Genomic DNA, 19,337 nt, shown 5'->3' with positions numbered 1-19,337 from the left:
TCACGAGGAACCCACCCGGCCCGCTCGGGCCGGGTGGGGTAACTGGGTCAGGGCGAAGGAGTGCCCTTAACGCTCACCCAGAATCGGTCGCCGGTAGGCCGCTTTATGCCTTCCGGGATAAGAACCCGGTATCGAGCATAGAACACTGAGAGATACCAGCCGTCACTCTTGTTGTTACTTGCGGGAACGCCCTGAACAGAGAAATTGCCGTCCCCCCATCCAGGACCCTCCTTGACTGAATTGAAGGGGAATTCGTCGCAGTCTCCGACCACCTTTGCGGTCCGACATGCCTTACGGCGTTCCGATACCTGGACCTGCTTCCATGTGCGATTCTTGGGGTCGCCGGGACGTAGCTCGTTCTCGTTGATCCTGGTCAGTGCAGCTCGAGTGCCGGGTGTCTTCCCGTTCCAGTTCCCTGGGATCACTTTCTGTCCCGGCGCCTTCTGGGGATTGGTGGCGTCGGGGGTGTTGAACGCGGCCCAGATGTGCGCGGCGACCGGTCCTCGTTTGACGTGATCCACGTCCGTCTGGTAGATGCGGCTCACATCAGGGAAGATGCAGGCACCCGTATACCGGACCCGCTTCTCCTCCGGCCAGTTCCCGGGAGAGCCTGGGCCCAGGGTCTCGTCGTCGCAGCGAACGGTCGGCGGAGTCCAGATGCCGTTCTGCCGGTCGTTCTTGAGTTTGTCCCAAAGCGGGAAGCTCGACGGCCCGACATTGGTGACAAGGTCCTTGATCTTCGCCGAGGGGAATACCGTACACCTGCGTATGTCCTTGCCAGGACTCTGCGACTTGAAGCGGTAGTACCGTATCGTGTTGTTCCAGTCCCTGATGCGGGCTTCCCTGTCGCCGTTCACCGTCTTCTGACACGTCGACGTGCTCGAGTCTGGCTTGGACGTCACCGACAGCTCGAGACGCGCATTACCGATGCCGGTCAACTCGTCGTAATCGACCTGATCGAACGCGACCCACATCGAGAATTCATGAGGGGTCAGCGGACCGGTCACGCCATCACTTCCCGGTTTGCGAATTCCGGCTCCGTCACGCGTGCCCAGATAGGTGTTCATGACGGTGGTCGAACGCATCATGAGGTCCATGCCGTCTTGGCCGTCCGGCAACTTCAGCCTGACCTTCTTCTTCATGCCGGTGTCGGGGTCGATGTCGTCGAACCACATACTGATCCCGAACCATCGAACGGAGCAGCCACTGAAAACGGTGGCGTCCGTCCAGATCCCCCAAATGGCCTCCTTGGGAGCCTTCGTCCGGCAGGTGTCGAGGGTGAAGTGCCGATACTCGACCTCGTACGGATTGGGCTCGTCCAGAGCGGCGAGTCCGCTCACCGCGGCTCTCGGGACGGACGTCGGCGCGGCCGGACCCGTGGCGAGGGCACCGACCTCGCTTGCGCTGAGCGCCCGCTGATACGTGCGTGCCTCGTCCAGATCTCCTCGAATGCTGGTTCCCAGCGTCAGGGCCTGCGGGGCGTGCCATGCTGCGAGGTTCAACGGCTGGGCCTTGACGAGATATCCGTTGAGGTACAGCGAGGCGGTCTTGGCAGTCGCGTCGTACACGCCGACCAGGTGGAACCACTCATTGACCGGTGGCTCGACATCGGACAGCACGCCTTCGACCGTCGCATCCGTGGTGTCGGCGCTGGTGAAGGTGAACACCAGACCATGATCGGCGGTGTTGCCGAGCCGGAAGGGTGCCTGGTGGGTGCCCTTCTGCTCGAGGACGGTGTAGTCGCCGTCCTTGTCGCTCCAACGCAGCCAGGCGGCGGCGGTGAAGCTCTGGTCAGTGCGGATCACCGGTCCGGCCGTACGGGCCAGGGGCTCTTCGCCGGGCTGGGTGACGTCGACGGTGACCTGCTGCCAGTCCGACCATGCCGAGGCGGCCTGGTCGGTGACCGCGCGCAGGCGCCAGCGCACCTTCCACCCGTCGGCCAGCTTGTCCGCCGGGACCGCGATGCTCGCCTGGGTGCCGGAGGCCACGTTATCTACGGCACCGGTCCAGATCTGGCCGGGGCCCTGCCCAGTAGCCGTCGGGTCGTGTTCGATTTCGGCTTCGGCCCGTAAGGCCTGGCCAGTCGGGTGGGTGAGGGTGGCCCGCAGCGTGGGGGTGAGCGTATCGGTCACCGTCACGCCGTCCACCACCTTGGACGGGGTGACGGCCAGGCCGGTGGCGGTGGGCCTGGGCAGGCCGACGGTGAAGGACTGCCAGTCCGACCAGGCGGAGGCGGCGGTGGTCGAGACCGCGCGTGCCCGCCAGCGAACCTTCCAGCCGTCGGCCAGGGTGCCAGCCGGGACGGTGATACTCGTCTGGGTGCCAGCCGGGATGTTGTCGGCGTTGCCGGTCCAGATCTGGCCGCTTCCCTGGCCTTCAGGTGCGGCCGGGTCATGCTCGAGTTCGGCTTCGGCGCGCAGCGCCTGGCCAGCTGGGTCGCTCACCTGGGCCAGCAGCGCCGGAGTCAACGTGGGGGCGACGGTGACGCCGTCCACCTGCACGGACGGGGTGACCTGCAGCGCTCCTACGGCCGGTTCGGAGACCGGGTCCGGCAAATCCACGATCAGAGCCTGCCAGTCCGACCACGGCGAGCCGACCGTGGTGGCGGTATTGACCGCCCGGACCCGCCAGCGCACCTTCCACCCGTCGGACAGCTTCCCATCCGGGACGGCAAGGCTGGCTTCGGAGCCCGAGGCAATGCCGTCCACGGCATCGGTCCAGATCTGGCCGGTGCCCTGCCCCGTCGCGGCCGGGTCGTGCTCGACCTCGAACTCAGCCCGCAGCGGCTGCGCAGCCGGGTCGGTGACCATGGTGCGCAGGGCCGGAGTCAGGCTGGTGGCCACCGTGACGCCGTCGACCACCTGGGAGGGGGTGACCTGAAAGGCGCCGACTGTCGGGTTCGGCACATCGACCGTGGCTGTCTGCCAGCCCGTCCAAGCCGAGGTGGTGGATGCGGCGGCGTTGGCCGCGCGGGCCCGCCAGCGGATCTTCCAGCCGTCGGTCAGCATGCCCGCCGGGACACTCACCGTGGCCTGGCCTCCGGAGGTGACCTCTGATGAGGCGCCGGTCCAGATCTGGCCACTGCCCTGTCCAGTGGCGGCGGGGTCGTGCTCGACCTCGAACTGGCCGGTGAGGTTGCCGCCCGCGGTGTCGGCGACGGTCGCAGCGAGTTGCGGGGTGAGTGAGGTCGTCACCGTGGTGCCGTCCACCGTGTGCGCCGGTGTGATGGCCGGGGCCGAGACCGCCGGTTGCGATGCCGGTCCACTGGTGGTGACGGTCAGCGTCGGCGGCAGGTTGAAGTCGGTTTCTTCGGAGGAGGTGAACACCCGGTAGTTGTTGATGTTCGCCTCGCCGGGCGACTTGAGCACGAGGCCGTGGTTGGCGGCGCCGGCGGCCCAGTCCTGGGCGATGCCCGTGACGTTCCAGTCCATGCTGTCCGGGTAGGTGTCGCAGTTCTGGTCGACGCCCTTGAAGTTGGTGGAAGCGTCCTCGGTGGTGTGGGCTGGCTTGTTGGCCCAGTACAGGTTCGCGGGGTCCCACGCGCCGGTGAGGCGGGCGACTTGGATGCCGTTGGCGAGTGCGGCGCCGCAGTTGTGGCTGTCGATGGTGTTCATCGACAGTGTGGCGTCGGTCACCGTGGTGCCCTGCAGACCCGTGGTATCGAACCGCAGGTGCACCCGGGCCTTCGTGCCGCCCGTCATGGTGCCGGCGAGCATGTACGGGTTGTCCGGGAGTGCGGGCAAGCCGTCCGAGCTGACGTCGATGTCGGCACCGAGGGGCAACGTGACCGCTGCGGCCACCCGCACCGGATAGGTGGTACCGGCGTTCACCAGGAACGCCTGATCTGGCTTGACCACCAACTCCGTAAGACCACCCTTGGTGACCACATCCGTGCCTGCCTTGACACGCTTGGCCATCGCGGGGCGGTCCTTGCCGCTGCCGTCCGACACGATCGGACGTGTCCCTGTGACCACCAGCTTCTTGTCCTTGCCCTTCAGCAGCAGCCGGCCGCCCTTTCCTTCCGACAGGGTCAGCCCTTCATCTTCGACGCCGATCCTCAGCTCCACCTGCTTGGCGGGCCGCTGTCGCAGCACCACCTCATGCCGGAACCCGGTCGGCAAGGCCGTTACTACCAGATCGGCCCCGACACCTGCGGCGTCGGTGTAGGTGGCGACACTACCCTTGACCGTCGGCTTCTGCAGCGGCGTCGGCCAGCGAAGCGCGTAGGACTTGCCGTCGGCGGACATCTTCACGAACGGATCCGTGCCACCTGCGGAGAGCTCCACGAGAGCGCCCTCGGCGAGGGCCTTAGGCCGCAGTTTGCCGCCCTGCTCGGCCAGGGTGGTGTCGACCGGCACCCAGCCGTCGCCCTGCCTGGCCCGCACCGGACCGGCCGCGACCTCGGTCTTGAACGTCTTCCCGTCTGGCTGGGCGTAGGTGATGCTGGTCGCGGTCGTCTCGTCGGCGACCTCGACCGCCTTGCCCTGCTGGGCGGCGGACCGGGAGGCGGCGATCCGCGCCTGCGACGGCAGGTTGGAGACCGCGTTCCCACTCTTGCCGTCGATCCAGGCTGCGGTGTCGCTGAGGGTGGCCGGATGCCTGCCGAACGAATCAGCAGCAGTCTTCCCCATACCCTCATCGAAGGACCAGCGCGCACCGCCTTCTGTCTGGAAGGACCATCGGAAGGGGGTCATAGGGTTCGCCGAAGCGTCGGTCGCTTCCGAGACTTCCACAGTGTAAGTGGTGCCGACCTTCAGCGGTTGTGCAGGAGTAAAAGTAAAAACCTTGTCGGCAGAGTCACCGGATACCGTCCCGTCAATGACCGTCCCATCCATGTTCTTCAATGAGAACGCCGGCTCCCACACCGGCTCGTCAAACGTGGCCTGGATGGGGGTGCCTACCGGGGCTTGCCGCGATTCGGCGACGGGAACCGTACTCGTCACCGTAGGAGGGATCGTGTCGGCAGGACTGCCATCCTCGACGGTGGTGCCATCCCATGAGTCCTCACCGGACTCACCGGTGAAGGGCTCCAACTCGGCGGGCGAGATCTCCACCGCATGGTTGGGGCGAGCTGCGAGAGCCTGCTCGTCAGCGACGGTCATCGGCGGGAGGTCCGGGATGTCTCCCGGTGTGTCGACTCGCATGGCCACGGCTTCTTCGTACGTGGGCTGCGTCGCCCTTCGGGGCCCCTCGTAGGAGTAGACGATCACCTCCGGAGGTGATGCGGGCACCTCGAAGTCGACGGTGAGGATGGGCGGGTGGAGGGTGCCCAGGCAGTCTTGCCGCGGGGGCGTATTGCAGCCGCCGGCCTCGTTGGTCCGGTAGCGTCGCCAGTTCCTGAGGTCCGACTCGTTGCCGGCGGTGAGTTGGAAGCCGTAGTTTGGGTCGCCATCCGCCCATTTTTGGACGATGTCGTCAACGGAGTGGATGAGGTCCCATGGGTGGTTCATGGAGCTGGTGCAGTTTTCGCTGGCGTAGCCGCCGTATTCGGTGTCTGCTCCGGTGGTGGTGACGCGCGGCTGGGAGCTCCACGTCAGGGTGGAGACGTCCCATCGTTCCGTCACCTGATAGGCGGTGATGCCGGATCCGACGAAATCGCCACAGTCGCTGGAAAAATAGTTCCACAGGGCCAGGTCAGCGTTCTGGACCGTTGCGCCCCGTAGCGGGTGGTCGGCCGGGATCTCGTCGAACCGGAGGTAGCCACGCCAGCGGACGGTTCCGCTGTCGGACTTTCCGACCAGGATCCGGTCCAGCCCGCTGTTGGCGTAGCCGTCGGGGTAATCGGCGTTGTTGACGAAGGTGTCGTTGCCCAGGTCGGGCTCCCACCAATCGTCGTCGAACGCGGTCAGCGTGACCGGGTAGGCGACGGCAGGGTCGGTGAGGTAGGCGGGGTCGGGCGTATAAACCAGCGCCGAACTGCCCTTGTCCAGGGTGACGGTGGCTTTGCCTACCTTGCCCGCGTCGATGTCGCTCTCGGGGTCGGTCGCGACCGAGTCGAGAAGCAGTGCCGGCGGCAGATCGGCGAGCTTCTTACCGTCAGTAAGCAGTGTCGGCTTGCCTGCGGTGTCCTTGCCGAGGGCCATGTTCTTGGGCACCGTCGTAGGGATGCGGAAGCTGACCGGGCCGGTGATCCGCTCACGCAGGACGATCTCCTGCTTGAAGCCCGTCGGGGTGGCGGTGACGACCAGGTCTATGCCGTTGCCGTATACCGAGGGGTAGGTTGCGGTGCTGCCGTTGATCGTGGGTTCGGGGAGTTTGCCGGGGGTGCCGATCGTTGCCGAGCCCTTGGCGCTCTTGCTCTTCACCACGAATGCGTCGTCGCCGGCTGACAGGGTCAGATCGCCTTTGACGACTTTCGGCTTGATGACACCGTCGGTCTCGACCAGCGTGGTGTCAACAGGTATGAAACCGTCGCCTTTGGCGTTCTTGACCCGGATGGGCTGCAGGTGCTGTTCCATCCGCAGGGTCTTGCCATCGGGATTGGCATAGTACGTGGTGGTTTCGGACTGTATCGACTCGATCTCGACGCGCCGGTTGTCCTTCTTGGCCTTCGCCAACGCCTTGCCGGTGGGAGTGGTGGGTGTGCTTGGCGGCGACGTCGTGGCGGTTGGGGCTGGCGTGGGGTCCTGGGCGATCGCGGGCGCGCTCATCAGTGAGAGCGGCAGCGTCAGAGCCGCGATCAGGGCAGCGTGGCGGCGCGTCCGGGCGGATAAGCCGGACGCTGTTCGTAATGTGTTCACTCCAGCCTTTCGAACAGATGTGCAAAACGGAGTGATCATGACACGTGTTGTGATCTATGTAAAGATCTTTTCAGTGAGGGAAAAGGTGGATTCCGTGACCGCGGGACGTGAGGGAGCGTCAACGCTGCAGAGGGTCTGTGGGCAGGTTGCGAAGGAGACGTCCAAGCCGGATATGGATGCGGGCTTTAGGCGCTTTCCGGTTGTGGTGCTTGGGCTTGGCAGGAGTGGGAGCCCGGTCTTCTGGGTAGATTTCTTTTTCATGCTCGGTAATGAGAGTCGCCCGAATCGTGCGGGCCTGCCGGTAGAGCTCTCTGCCGGTCTCTTCATGGCCTTGTTGATATCTGGCCCGGAGGATCAGGAACTGCCCGGACTGGCAGGCCCATTCGTACTTTCCGCAGCATGAGGTCTCGGTGACACGGATGCGGTGCCTTGCGGGACGTAGGTACGGCTCCCACGGCGGGACCGGCTCGTCGGGAAGCCGCACCACGTCACTTTGATGCTGAATACAGTCAGGTGGCGGAAGGCTGTGCGCCGGCTCCGCTGCCACGCGCAGGACGCCAGGTGCTGGTGTGTGTTGGCCATTAGTTCCAACCGGAGGGTAGGCATTCACGCCCTGCGCATTCTGGTGCCGGATGATCGCGGGGACTGATCGTCTTTAGGCATGGCTGGCCGTAAGCAATCAGAAGGATCTGTGACGCTGGGCGATTTGCGCTGATCAGGCGTCGAAGGCCGACAGGCCGTGCTTGCGGGCGCTGTCGAGGTAGGACCGGATGGTCAGCCAGGCGGCGGCACCGGCCTCGGACTGGTGGCAGCCCGAGATCTTCGCCTGGGTCTTGACCGGACGCATCGCTCCGCTCAGCGGCGTTGTTCATGAACGCCACCCAGCCGGGAAATCGGCGAAGCGCAGCGCGTCAGCGGCCCGGCGTTGGAGGCGTTCCAGCAGGTTACGGGCCGGGGACTGTTTGCATCCGGGCGCACGAGGATGAAACGACAGCCCGACGCGGATGCCGTGGTGGAAGGATTCGAGGTAGACCTTGGCCCGTTCGGGTGGAATCTCGATCAGTCCGTCCGCGCGCGCTGGCGGCCCGTTCGTTCAGCTCCGCGAGAGCCCAGCGGATCTGGGTGGGCCGCCGCTGGCCGGGATGGTCCTCAGCCACGGCCGTCAGCTCTCTGACCAGATGTGATCCGCACAGTTGGTGGCGGGCACCGGGGTAGCCGTTGTAGAGCGACAGCGAATCGTGGACCAGCACCCCCGAAACTCGGGCGGGACGCCAAGGGCGTTCGCGCCGTCGCGGGAGCGGTCGCCCAGGCCGAGCAAGGTCAGTGTGGTTGTACAGGCCACGTGCAGCCAGCGGCGCGTCGTCCTGATCCTCGTGGTGGTCTCATCGCCGTGCAGCACATGGGTGAGCGTCGAGCGGATCAGCATGACACTGTCGGCGACCAGAGTCTCCGCCTCGCCGAGGACCGAGCTTACCCAGCCGGGCGAAACCTGCGCTCCGGTGACGTCGGCGATCAGCCGCGCGCAGCGCTCCACCGGAATGTGCTGGAAAACGAGCAGGTAGGCGGCGAGTGCGCGCAGGTTCGGCCGTACGACGACGGCGACCTCGCCGCCTGCTCAGGCAGAACCACCGCCGTCACCCGGCCACAGTCGCCACACCGGTACCGATGCGCGCGATACTCCCCCTCACGGTGACCAGGGGAATGTCGCGGACCTGACGCCGCGCGAAGCCAATGCTGTCGTCCGCCGACAACCTCTTCCCGCAACCCCTGCACGCGTCCGGGACATGCTCTCCGACCTGGTCCGGGGTCTCGACCATGGCCAGACCCGCGCGCGGCGCGCCCGGCTGACGGCCCCGCTTCCTCCCGCTCTTGACCGGCGGCTTGCGCTTCGGCCGGACGAAGGTGTCGCTGGACGGACGTAATGAGGAGTTCTCCGAGTTGCGGCCCAGCCTGCGCTCCAGCTCCGCGATTCGCGAGGTCAGCCGATCGACCATCGCCTCCAGCTGAGCGACCGTCTTGCGCTGGGCCTCGATCGTGGCCATCTGCCGGACCACCAGCGCAGCCAGCTCGTCATATGACGGGCGGCGATCCGGGGTCTTCGGCACCACAAGATCATCCCACCGCGAGAGCGGGGTCCCGCCATCACGATCTTGAGCTGCTGAATGCTTACGCCGAAGCGCCCCGGGGACATTGGCCGGCACACGCTGAACCGGTCCATTGTCACCTGCGGGAGGAGTAGGCTGAGACGGCCGTTCGAGCGGCACAGGCTTATCCGGGGCCACGGCCCCCCAGAGGGCGCGATCGTCGAGATCGCGCCCTCTGTTTTTTGCCTCTGGCCCCAGTGTCGGGATCGTTCGGTATCGTCGAGCGCGGCGTCGAAGGAGAGGTCACCCCCCATGGTTCAGCAGCCCCTGCTCCGCGAGGTCATCGACATCAAGGAGTCGATCTCCACCTCGGATTTCGTGCTGAGCCTGGCGGAGGCGGTGACGCCCGAAGGGGCCGAGCGGGCGCTCAAGGACTACGTGGTCACCGAGCGCCTGCTGGAGAACTTCGACGAGGCGATCGGGCTGATCAAGTCCGCTCTCGACGGGCGTACGTCGAAGGCGGCCTACCTGCACGGCTCGTTCGGCTCCGGCAAGTCGCACTTCATGGCGGTGCTGTACGCGCTGCTCAGGCACGACCGGGCCGCCTGGCGGCGCTCGGAGTTCGATCCCGTCCTCACCAGGCACGAGTGGCTGGAGCGCGAGGGTAAGAAGTTCCTGCTCGTGCCGTACCACATGCTGGGGGCCAAGGCCCTGGAGCAGCGGGTGCTCGGCGGCTACGTCAGCCACGTCAAGAAGCTGCACCCGGACGCGCCCACCCCGCAGGTCTACCGGACGGACGCGCTGTTCGCCGACATCCGGGCCATGCGCGAGCGGATGAGCGACGACGCCGTCGTCAAGGGGCTGGGGTTCGGCGACGAGGGTGACGACGAGTGGGGGGAGTCGTTCGCCTGGACGCCCGCCCTGCTCGACACCGCATTGGGCGCGGAGGAGGCGCACGACGGCGGTGCCCCGCTGGACCTGGTCCATCCGGCCACGCCGGCCGAGCTGCGGGCCAAGCTCGTGCAGGACGCGAGCACCAGCCTGCTGCCCGGCTTCGCACGGAACGCGGTCGAGGACGAGCATGGGTTCATCTCGCTGGACGCCGGACTGTCGGTGATCGCCGAGCACGCCAGATCGCTCGGTTATGACGGGCTCATCCTCTTCATGGACGAGCTGATCCTCTGGCTGGCGACGCTCATCCACGACCAGCGGTTCGTCGCCCGCGAGGCCAGTAAGATCACGAACTTCGTGGAGGGCGGCGACGCCCGGCGGGCCATTCCCATCATCTCGTTCATCGCGCGCCAGCGTGACCTGCGCGAGCTGGTCGGCGAGGAGGTGTCGGGCGCGGCCGAGGCGTCCATCCAGGACACGCTCAACCTCGCCTCCGGGCGCTTCGACAAGATCACCCTGGAGGATCGCAACCTCCCGCAGATCGCCCACGCCCGCGTGGTCAGGCCGATGGACGACCAGGCGGCGGCGCTGGTCACCGCCGCGTTCGAGCGGACCAAGAAGGTCGGGCCGCAGGTCTGGGACACGCTGCTCGGCTCGGACAAGGGCAGCACCGGCGCGGACGAGGAGTCGTTCCGGCTGACCTACCCCTTCTCGCCCGCGTTCATGGACACGCTGGTGCACATCTCCTCCGCATTGCAACGTTCCCGGACCGGTCTGAAGCTGATGGGACAGCTCCTCGCCGACCACCGCGACCACCTGCGGCTGGGCGATCTGGTCCCGCTGGGCGACCTCTACGAGGTGATCGCCGCGGGCGGGGACAAGCCGTTCGTGGACAGCCTGAAAGTGGTCTTCGAGGCCGCCGACCGGCTCTACAAGACCAAGCTCCGGCCCTACCTGCTCGGCGTCAACGAGGTCACCGAAGACGACGTCGAGCGCTTCCTGCACCGGCCCGAGACGGTCACCGATCCCGGGCTGGCCCAGCGCTGCCGGGTGTTCGTCGGGGACAACCGGCTGATCTGCACGCTGCTGCTGTCCGCGCTCGCGCCCAGCGTGCCCGCGCTCAGCGACCTGACGATCCGGCGGCTCGGCGCGCTCAACCACGGCTCGGTGACCGCGCCCATCCCGGGCAGCGAAGTCGGCATCATCAAGGCCAAGGTGGCCGACTGGGCGGCCCGCTTCCCCGAGATCAAGGAGACGGGCACCGACGCCAACCCGGCCGTGCGGCTGGAGCTCACCGGCGTCGACGTGGACTCGGTCCTGGCCAACGCCGCGGTCAACGACAATCCGGGCAACCGGATCGCGCTGGCCAAGAAGCTTCTCGCGGCCGAGCTGGGCGTGGACCGTCCCAACGGCCGGCTGGGGGCCGACGAACTGCGTCTGGTGTGGCGCGGCTCCGAACGCACCGTCGAGGTGATCTTCGGGAACATCGCCGACGAGAGCGAGATCGAGGACCACGACCTGCAGCCACAGCTCGACGGGCAGTGGCGGATCGTCGTGGACCTGCCCTTCGACGAGGGCGACTACGGGCCCGTCGACGACGTCAACCGCATGCGCGACCTGCGCGAGCGTCCGCGCATGGGCAAGGCGCCGCTGACCGTCGGCTGGGTGCCCGCCCACCTGTCAGTGCAGCGGATGGCGGACTTCAAGCGGCTGGTCGTCATCGACAAGGCGCTCTCCGACGAGCACCGCTTCGCCACCCAGTACGCCGGCCACCTCAACGCCGACAACCGCGCACGGGCCAAGGGCCTGCTGGAGACGCAGCGCGACGCGCTGCTCAAGCAGGTCCGTACCGCCTTCAAGGGCGCGTACGGCCTGGACGCGAAGAAGGCGGCCGACGTCGAGCTGGGCTTCGACGAGCATTTCGCGCCCCTGCCGGACCTGGCCGGGCTGACTGTCTCCTTCGGGCAGTCGCTGCGCGACGCCATCCGGCACGTCGCGGGCCAACTGCTCGCCCACCAGTTCCCCGCCCACCCCGAGCTGGACCGGGACGCCACCGGCGTCGCGGTGAAACAGTCCGACGCCAGGACGGTGTTCGGCCATGTCCGGGCCGCCGCCGAGGCCCGTGACGGGCGCGTGGAGGTGCCGGCCAAGGACCGCAAGCTGATGGAGCGGCTCGCCGGGCCGCTCGGGCTCGGCCGGCAGAAGGAGGCGTACTTCGAGCTGTCCACCCGCTGGGCCGACCACTTCCGGCGGGAGGCGCAGCGCGAAGGCGTCACCGGCGACCTCAGCGTGATCACGCTCACCGACTGGACGGACCGGCCGGAGCGGCGCGGCCTGGAGACGTTCCTGGCCAACCTCGTGGTCGCGGCCTTCGCCGAGATGGACGACCGGGTGTGGGTGCGTGAGGGCGTGCCGCTGGAGCCCGCGCCCGAGCTCTCACAGATCAAGCCGCGTGACGGGCTGCGCAGCCAGCCGCTGCCGGACGAGGCCGACTGGACCGAGGCCCGGCAGCGGTTCGAGGTAATCTTCGGCAACAAGGCGCCGACGCTGCGTCGCGGCCGCATGGTCAACCAGTTCGCCCGGCAGATCTCCGAAGCCGCCCGCGAGCACCGCGAGACCGCTGCCGGACTGGTCCGGCAGCTGGAGGCGCACGCGGGCTTCCTCGGGCTGGACGACACCGACGAGAGTGGGCGGCTCGCGCTGGCCCGCCGCTCGGTGGACCTGCTCGCGGCGCTGCAGGAAGCCGGACGTGGCGCGGGTGGCGCGAAGAAGGTCATCGAGACGCTGGCCCGCTTCGACCTGGGGCAGGTGAGCGCCGACCGCTACGGCAGCTCGGTCAAGCGGGCGCAGGAGGTCGAGCGGGCCCTGGCCGGAGCAGCCTGGGACACGCTGGAGCTGGCGCAGGGGCAAGGCGCGGAAGGACTGGCGCTGCTGGAGTCCCTGCGCCGGGTGGCGAACGCCGACCCCCGGACGGCGGACCTCGCCGATGCGCTCAGCGGCACGCGGGGCAAGGTCACCGCCCTGATCAAGCGCAACCAGCCGCCCGTCGTCAGCCCCCGCCCAGCCTCCGTCGGCACGGCGAGCGGGAACGGCTCTGCGGTTGAGACGGGCCTGGTGGGGGAAACCCGCCCGGCAGGCGGAAGTGGACCGGCAGGTGATGCGGGTGGGCTCGACGACATGGACCAGTCCGGCCGAACGCCGGACAGAGCCCATACACCCAGCCGTTCGGGACGGAAGCGCATGAAGGCCTCTCAAGTCGTGGCGGAGCTGAGAGCGGAGCTGGCCGAGCTGGTGGACGCCGAGCCCGATGCCCTCATCGAGGTCTCCTGGCAGGTCGTGGAGCGATGAGCACAACGATCACCGTCGCGGTGCGGCTGAACGCCGTGACCGTCGCCCAGTATCTGTCCTCCCAGTCATCACTGACCGGCTCTGCCGGTGAACGGCGGCGCGTCGTCCTCCTGCGCTCCGCGCCCGCGTGGGACGGGCCGGGCGAGCTGGAGTTCGGCGACGGGCTACGCGCGCGGGTGGCCACCGCGCCGTCGCCGCTCGCCGTACACGAGCTGGCGCTCGGCCACCTGGCCGGAAAGGCCGGGCCCGCGGTGCTGGTCGTGCTGACCGACCGGGAGCAGACCGAGCTCGACCCGGCGATTCTCGCTCGGGCGCACAAGCAGCGCGTTCAGACCGTGGACAGCTGGAGCGTCGTACGGGAGGCGTTCGGCGCCGAGCAGGTCGACCCGCGACTGCGTGCGGACGACTGGGCGGCCGAGGCGCTGCTGGACGCCACTCCGCCGGGCGGCTGGCCACCACTAGCGGGCGGGGTGCTGTCCCGGCACACCGCACTGTCGACGCTGGCCCTGCGCCGGCTCGGGCTCGGCCGCTACAGCGAGGATCCGCTGGCTGACGACGAGGGCCTCGACACCCACGCCCTGCTGCGGTGGTCGCTTCTCCCCGGCGCCCCGGAGCGGCTGCTGGCTCTGCGCGGGCCGGAGCGCGCAGGTCTCGTGGCGTTCCTGGGTGAAGAGGATCAGGCGGGCCGGGCGCTGTTCGCGCTGGTGGCGGCCGAGCACGGGCCGGACGCGGTGGCGTTCGGGCTGGTCTGCGCGGCGCTGTGGCTGCGATCCGACGCCGACGAGCAGACCTACCGTGCCCGAGGCCGGGCCGAGCGCTACTTCGGCGACGCACCACCCGCGACGGGAGAGGCCCTGGACGCGCTGGTCGTCCCGTTCGGCAGGGCCTGTGAGGAGTACGTGACCGCGCTGCTGGCGGCAGGCCGGGTCGACACCGACGAGGAGCACACCCGCCAGGTGCGGCGGATCACGAGCAGGGTGCTGGACCGGGCCGGCGGGCTCGCCACGCACTTCGGCGCCGAGAGCGCGGTGGCCGCGAGCCTCGTCCTGACCGCCGGACTCGACGCCCGGTTCGCGGCGGCGGGCCGCGCACTGGCGGGCGGGGACGCGCGAATGATCGCTCGCGCCGTCCGGGAGCTGGGAGCACACAGTCTGGCCGCCGACCCGGACCCGCGCGTGCGGATCACCCGGGCCCGGATGGGGCAGCGGCTCGCCCAGTGGCTCGCCACCGACCCGCCTGCGGAGGCGGCGACGGTGGCGGCGGCGATGGAACGCCACCTGTCCGAAACCGGATGGGTGGACCAGGCGCTGGAGCACCTTGAGTCGGGCGGCGACCCCGAACCCGCGCTCAGGGCGGCCTACGACCGGCTGGGTGCCCGCGTCCGCGAGCGACGGCGGGCGATCGACCACTCCTTCGCCAGGAGACTCGCCGCGAGCACCGACCCCGGTGGCATGCTCGCCGTCGAGTCCTTCCTGACGCGCGTGGTCAAGCCCGTGGCCGTCAAGGGGGAGCGGCGGGTGATGCTGCTCGTCCTTGACGGGATGAGCGCAGCGATCGCCACCGAGCTGGGGGAGGAACTGCGGCGGGACTGGGCCGAGTACGATCCGCTGCCGGACGAGAGGGCACCCCGGCGGCGAGCGATGGCCGCCGCCCTGCCCACCCTGACCACGATCTCCCGCACCTCCCTGTTCGCCGGGAAACTGATGAAGGGCACGCAGGCCGAGGAGAAGCGGCTGTTCCCCGCGCACCGCTTCTGGGGAAGCGCTCAGGCGGCCGTGTTCCACAAGGACGACCTGCGGGGTGACGGCGTTGGCGACGCCTTCGGACCGGAGCTCACCCAGGCGCTGGCCGATGAGGACACCCACGTCGCGGTCGTGCTGAACACGATCGACGACCGGCTCGGCAAGGAGCAGAAGCTGGGGGACGCCGCCTGGCGGCTCGACCACATCGGCAAGCTGCGCGAGCTGCTGCGGGTGGCCGCCGACCAGGGCAGAGCCGTCATCGTCGTCAGCGACCACGGGCACGTCGTGGACCGGCACGGCATCAAGCTCGACGGCGACGGGATCGCCTCCGCCCGCCACCGCACCCCCGGCGGGCCCGTACGAGAAACCGAGATCACGCTCTCCGGCCCCCGGGTGGTGTGGCCGCAGCCGGGCGCCGAGATCGTCGCGCTGTGGGACGCCGACTCCCGCTACACCTCGCAGAAGGCCGGCTACCACGGAGGCGCGGCGGTCGCCGAGTTCACCATTCCGGTGCTGGCCTTCCTGCCCTTCGGCGCGGAGCCGCCCAAAGGCTGGCGCGAGCTGGGCGACCAGCGCCCAGCCTGGTGGTCCCTGGAAGAGGTACGGCCCAACGCCCCGGCGACACCGCCGAAGAAGGCGCCGAAACGGTCGAAGTCACAGCCCGCACTCGGTGACGCGCTGTTCGACGTGACCCCCGCACCGGCCCCCGCACCCGGGCTTCCATCGCCCGCCGACCGGCTGGCGGACGCGCTCCTGAGCTCGCAGACCTTCGAGGAGCAGGTGAACACCCTGGCGCGCAAGCCGCCCATGGACAAGGTCGACCAGGCGATCCGCGTCCTGCTCGACGCGGGCACCCTCCCAGCCACCGCCCTGGCCCAGCGCATCGGCTACCCGGTGACCCGGGCCGACGGCTTCGCCGCCGTGCTGCGCCAGCTCCTCAACTACGACGGGGTCCAGGTCCTGGAGACCCTTCCGGACGCGCGGACGCTGCGACTGCACACGACACTGCTGCGGGACCAGTTCGAGCTGGGACACTGACCTACGTGAGTGTCACCAGATCTGCCCAGGTCAGCGCCGGGCGCCGGCGAGCGGTGATCGACGCGTTGCGGCGCGGCGCGGTGCCGGAGAGCGGGCTCGACCTGCTCGCCACCGGCCTGGGCCGGTTCGAGCCGGCGCTCGACGCGGAGCTGGACGCCGTCGCGGGAGGCGGATCGGTGTTCAAGGCGGTCCGGGGAGAGTACGGCTCCGGCAAGACGTTCTTCTCCCGATGGCTCGGCGAGCGCGCCAAGCGCCGGAACTTCGCGGTCGCCGAGATCCAGATCTCCGAGAATGAGACGCCGCTGCACAAACTGGAGACCGTCTACCGGCGGCTGACCGAACGGCTCACCACCGCCAGCTTCCCGCCGAGCGCGGTGCGGCCGGTGGTGGACGCCTGGTTCTACGCGCTGGAGGAGGACGCGCTCGCCGCCGGAGCACGTGAGGACGAACTTCCCGGTGAGGTGGACAAGCTGCTGGCCGCGCGCCTCGCCGAGGTGTCCCGGCAGGCGCCCTCCTTCGCGACCGCGCTGCGCGGCTACCGGGCCGCGCTGCTCGACGGGGACGAGGCGACGGCTGCCGCCGTACTGGCGTGGCTGGGCGGGCAGCCCCACGTGGCCGCGGCCGCCCGCCGATCCGCGGGAGTGCGCGGCGACCTCGACCACTTCGGCGCGCTCGGCTTCCTGCAAGGGCTGCTGACCGTGCTGCGCGACAGCGGCCATCCCGGGCTTCTCGTCGTGCTCGACGAGGTCGAGACCCTGCAACGCGTACGCTCCGACGCCCGCGACAAGGCGCTCAACGCGCTGCGGCAGCTCATCGACGAGGTGCACTCAGGCCGCTTCCCCGGCCTCTACCTGGTGATCACCGGCACTCCGGCGTTCTACGACGGGCAGCAGGGCGTGCAGCGGCTCGCGCCCCTCGCCCAGCGGCTGGCCACCGACTTCAGCACCGACCCGCGCTTCGACAACCCACGCGCCGTGCAACTCCGGCTGCCCGGCTTCACCCTGGAGTCGCTGGTGGACCTGGGGCTGACCATCCGCGACCTGTACGCAGCCGGTGCCGTCGAACGCGTCAAGGTCCTCGCCGACGACGCGTACGTCTCCGAGCTCGCACGGGCGGTCGGCGGGGCGCTCGGCGGCAAGGTCGGGGTGGCGCCCCGGCTGTTCCTGAAGAAACTCGTGGGAGACGTACTCGACCGGATCGACCAGTTCGAGGACTTCGACCCGCGACAGCACTACCGGCTCACCCTGGCGGGCAGCGAGCTCACCGACCTTGAGCGCAACCTCATCGCCTCGGCCGACGACCTCGACCTGGACCTGTGATGACCGACCCGGTCGAGCGGCTCGACCCGGTCCTGCTGCACCACATCGTCAACACCCTCGGCTGGCCCGATCTCCGGTCCATGCAGCGAGCGGCGATCGAACCGCTGATGAACGGCGAGGACGCGGTGCTCCTGGCCCAGACGGCCGGCGGCAAGACCGAGGCGGCCTGCTTCCCGCTGCTGTCCGCGATGACCGCACAGCGCTGGACCGGCGTGTCAGTGCTGTACCTGTGCCCGCTGAAAGCCCTGCTCAACAACCTGGTCACCCGGATCGACGGCTACGCGCAGTGGCTCGGCCGGCGGGCCGCTCTCTGGCACGGGGACACGCGCGAATCGCAGCGGCGCCGGATCCGTACCGACCCGCCGGACATTCTGCTCACCACGCCCGAATCTCTTGAGGCGATGCTGATCGGGTTCACGACCGATCACGATCACCTGCTGGGACAAGTCCGGGCGGTGGTGGTGGACGAGGTGCACGCCTTCGCCGGAGATGATCGCGGCTGGCATCTCCTCGCCGTGCTGGAGCGGCTGGAGCGGGTCACCGGGCGTCCCATCCAGCGCATCGGCCTGTCGGCCACCGTGGGCAATCCGCAGCATCTGCTCACCTGGTTGCAGGGCGCCGCCGTAGGCCGGCGGGCCGGGCAGGTGATCGCGCCGGACCTCGCCGCGTCGTCTTCGCCGGGTGACATCGAGCTCGACTACGTCGGCTCGCTCGACAACGCGGCGAGGGTGATCGCGGCGCTGCATCGTGGCGAGAAGCGGCTGGTGTTCTGTGATTCGCGACGGCAGGTGGAGCACCTGGGGGCGGCGCTGCGTGCTCGTGAGGTGAACGTGTTCCTGTCCCACGCCTCCCTCTCAGCCGATGAACGGTCGCGTTCGGAGCAGGCGTTCGCGGAGGCGCGCGACTGCGTCATCGTCTCCACCTCGACGCTCGAACTCGGTATCGATGTGGGCGACCTGGACAGGGTCATCCAGATCGACGCGCCTCGCTCCGTCGCGTCGTTCCTGCAGCGCCTCGGCCGCACGGGGCGCCGCGCGGACACCGTACGCAACTGTCTGTTTCTCACCACCAGCAAGGAGAGCCTGCTCCAGGCGGCAGGGCTGGCGGTGCTGTGGGGGAGGGGATGGGTGGAGCCGGTGTCAGCACCCCCCGAACCTCGCCACCTGGTCGCGCAGCAGCTGCTCGCCGTCACGCTCCAGCGGCACACGATCGGTGATCGGGTGTGGCCCGCCGAATGGAACGGGCTCGCGCCCTTCGACCGCTCGGCCGAGCCCATTCTGCGGCACCTGGTGAGCCAGGGCTACCTCGAAGAGGACGGCGGGCTGCTGTTCATCGGCCCCGAGGCCGAGCGGCGCTTCGGCCGGCGGCACTTCATCGAGCTGACCTCGTCCTTCACCGCTCCACCCCAGTTCACCGTGCTGGCGGGACGCCAGGAAATCGGGCGGACCGACCCCTCGGTGCTGACAGAGGAACGGCCAGGCCCCAGGCTCCTGCTGCTCGGCGGCCATAGCTGGCGGGTGACGTTCATCGATTGGACCCGCAGGAGAGCGTTCGTCGAACCCGCGGACAGCGGTGGCGTCGCCAAGTGGACCGGTGGCGTGGTCACCGGACTGTCGTACGCATTGGCTCGCGCCATGCGCGAGGTGCTCCTTGGCGCCGATCCACCGGTGACGCTCACCCGTCGCGCGCAGGCGGTCCTGGCCGAATGGCGCGAGGACCAGGCGCCCGGCCTCGTTCATCCGGGCGGGACGCTGGCGACCAAGGTCGGTGCGGACATCCGGTGGTGGACGTGGGCCGGCTACCGTGCCAACGCGACGCTCGCCGCCACGCTGCCGTCGGTCGCCGATCCTGTCCAGCGGGCGACCGACCTTTTCGTACGGCTTCGTACAGATCTCACGGTGGCCGCCTGGCGCGAAGCCCGCACCGGAGCCGCGCTCGTCCTGCCGGAGGTCGATCGGCGCGCCGCGCATGGGCTGAAGTTCGCCGCCGTGCTGCCGGAACGGCTGGCGGTGGCCACGGTGGCGGCCAGGCTGGCGGACTTCGAGGGGGCTCAGGCGGTGCTGGTGGAGCCGGTGCGGCTGCAGCTCGGGTGAGCCCCCGGTTGTGCCGCGCCACGAAGAACGCGGCCCGTATTGACCCCCAGCCCGTCGCCGCAGCACCCTTCGGTGGGCGATC

9 protein-coding genes and 1 pseudogene are annotated in these 19,337 nt (G+C 69.0%); 5 read left to right on the top strand and 5 right to left on the bottom strand.

From position 1 onward, the window contains the following. Positions 1 to 47 precede the first annotated feature (47 nt). Positions 48 to 6,650 carry a DNRLRE domain-containing protein gene (locus ACIBQX_RS03065; protein ID WP_396999989.1) on the bottom strand — a complete coding sequence of 2,201 codons (6,603 nt, stop codon included), beginning with the start codon at positions 6,648 to 6,650 and terminating at the stop codon, positions 48 to 50. Positions 6,651 to 6,777: 127 nt separating this feature from the next. Here ACIBQX_RS03065 and ACIBQX_RS03060 point away from each other — a divergent pair, with 127 nt between their 5' ends. Continuing rightward, the gene (locus tag ACIBQX_RS03060; RefSeq protein WP_396999987.1) at positions 6,778 to 7,143 is read left to right on the top strand and encodes a hypothetical protein; all 366 of its coding nucleotides are present in this window, start codon (positions 6,778 to 6,780) and stop codon (positions 7,141 to 7,143) included. 312 nt (positions 7,144 to 7,455) lie between these two features. Here ACIBQX_RS03060 and ACIBQX_RS03055 read toward each other — a convergent pair whose 3' ends face one another. From ACIBQX_RS03055 to ACIBQX_RS03040, 4 genes and pseudogenes are all read right to left on the bottom strand, one after another. Then, positions 7,456 to 7,587, bottom strand: coding sequence for a hypothetical protein (locus ACIBQX_RS03055; protein WP_396999985.1), 132 nt, complete (start codon positions 7,585 to 7,587; stop codon positions 7,456 to 7,458). 97 nt (positions 7,588 to 7,684) lie between these two features. Continuing rightward, positions 7,685 to 7,990 carry a hypothetical protein gene (locus ACIBQX_RS03050; RefSeq protein ID WP_396999983.1) on the bottom strand — a complete coding sequence of 102 codons (306 nt, stop codon included), beginning with the start codon at positions 7,988 to 7,990 and terminating at the stop codon, positions 7,685 to 7,687. After that, positions 7,903 to 8,322, bottom strand: a pseudogene (locus ACIBQX_RS03045) (transposase); the annotation flags it as partial. The gene ACIBQX_RS03050 and the pseudogene ACIBQX_RS03045, both read right to left, overlap by 88 nt. Positions 8,323 to 8,374: 52 nt before the next feature. Next, entirely contained in the window at positions 8,375 to 8,845 is a 471-nt protein-coding gene (locus ACIBQX_RS03040) for a DUF6444 domain-containing protein (protein WP_396999981.1), read from the bottom strand. Between the two features lie 291 nt (positions 8,846 to 9,136). Here ACIBQX_RS03040 and ACIBQX_RS03035 point away from each other — a divergent pair, with 291 nt between their 5' ends. The 4 genes from ACIBQX_RS03035 to ACIBQX_RS03020 are packed head-to-tail and all read left to right on the top strand — an operon-like array spanning position 9,137 to position 19,255. Beyond that, positions 9,137 to 13,063 carry a hypothetical protein gene (locus ACIBQX_RS03035; RefSeq protein WP_396999979.1) on the top strand — a complete coding sequence of 1,309 codons (3,927 nt, stop codon included), beginning with the start codon at positions 9,137 to 9,139 and terminating at the stop codon, positions 13,061 to 13,063. Further along, complete coding sequence (pglZ, locus tag ACIBQX_RS03030; RefSeq protein ID WP_396999977.1) at positions 13,060 to 15,843, top strand: BREX-2 system phosphatase PglZ; 2,784 nt, start codon at positions 13,060 to 13,062, stop codon at positions 15,841 to 15,843. Before ACIBQX_RS03035 ends, pglZ begins: the two co-directional genes overlap by 4 nt. A gap of 5 nt (positions 15,844 to 15,848) precedes the next feature. Continuing rightward, the gene (gene brxD / locus ACIBQX_RS03025; protein ID WP_396999975.1) at positions 15,849 to 17,162 is read left to right on the top strand and encodes a BREX system ATP-binding protein BrxD; all 1,314 of its coding nucleotides are present in this window, start codon (positions 15,849 to 15,851) and stop codon (positions 17,160 to 17,162) included. Further along, complete coding sequence (locus tag ACIBQX_RS03020) at positions 17,162 to 19,255, top strand: DEAD/DEAH box helicase (RefSeq protein ID WP_396999973.1); 2,094 nt, start codon at positions 17,162 to 17,164, stop codon at positions 19,253 to 19,255. The genes brxD and ACIBQX_RS03020 overlap by 1 nt, the downstream gene beginning before the upstream one ends. The last annotated feature ends 82 nt before the right edge of the window (positions 19,256 to 19,337 follow it).

The sequence above is a fragment of the Nonomuraea sp. NPDC049714 genome (genome assembly GCF_044465295.1).
In the GTDB taxonomy this organism is placed as follows: domain Bacteria; phylum Actinomycetota; class Actinomycetes; order Streptosporangiales; family Streptosporangiaceae; genus Nonomuraea.
This window is presented reverse-complemented; position numbering and strand designations above follow the sequence as displayed.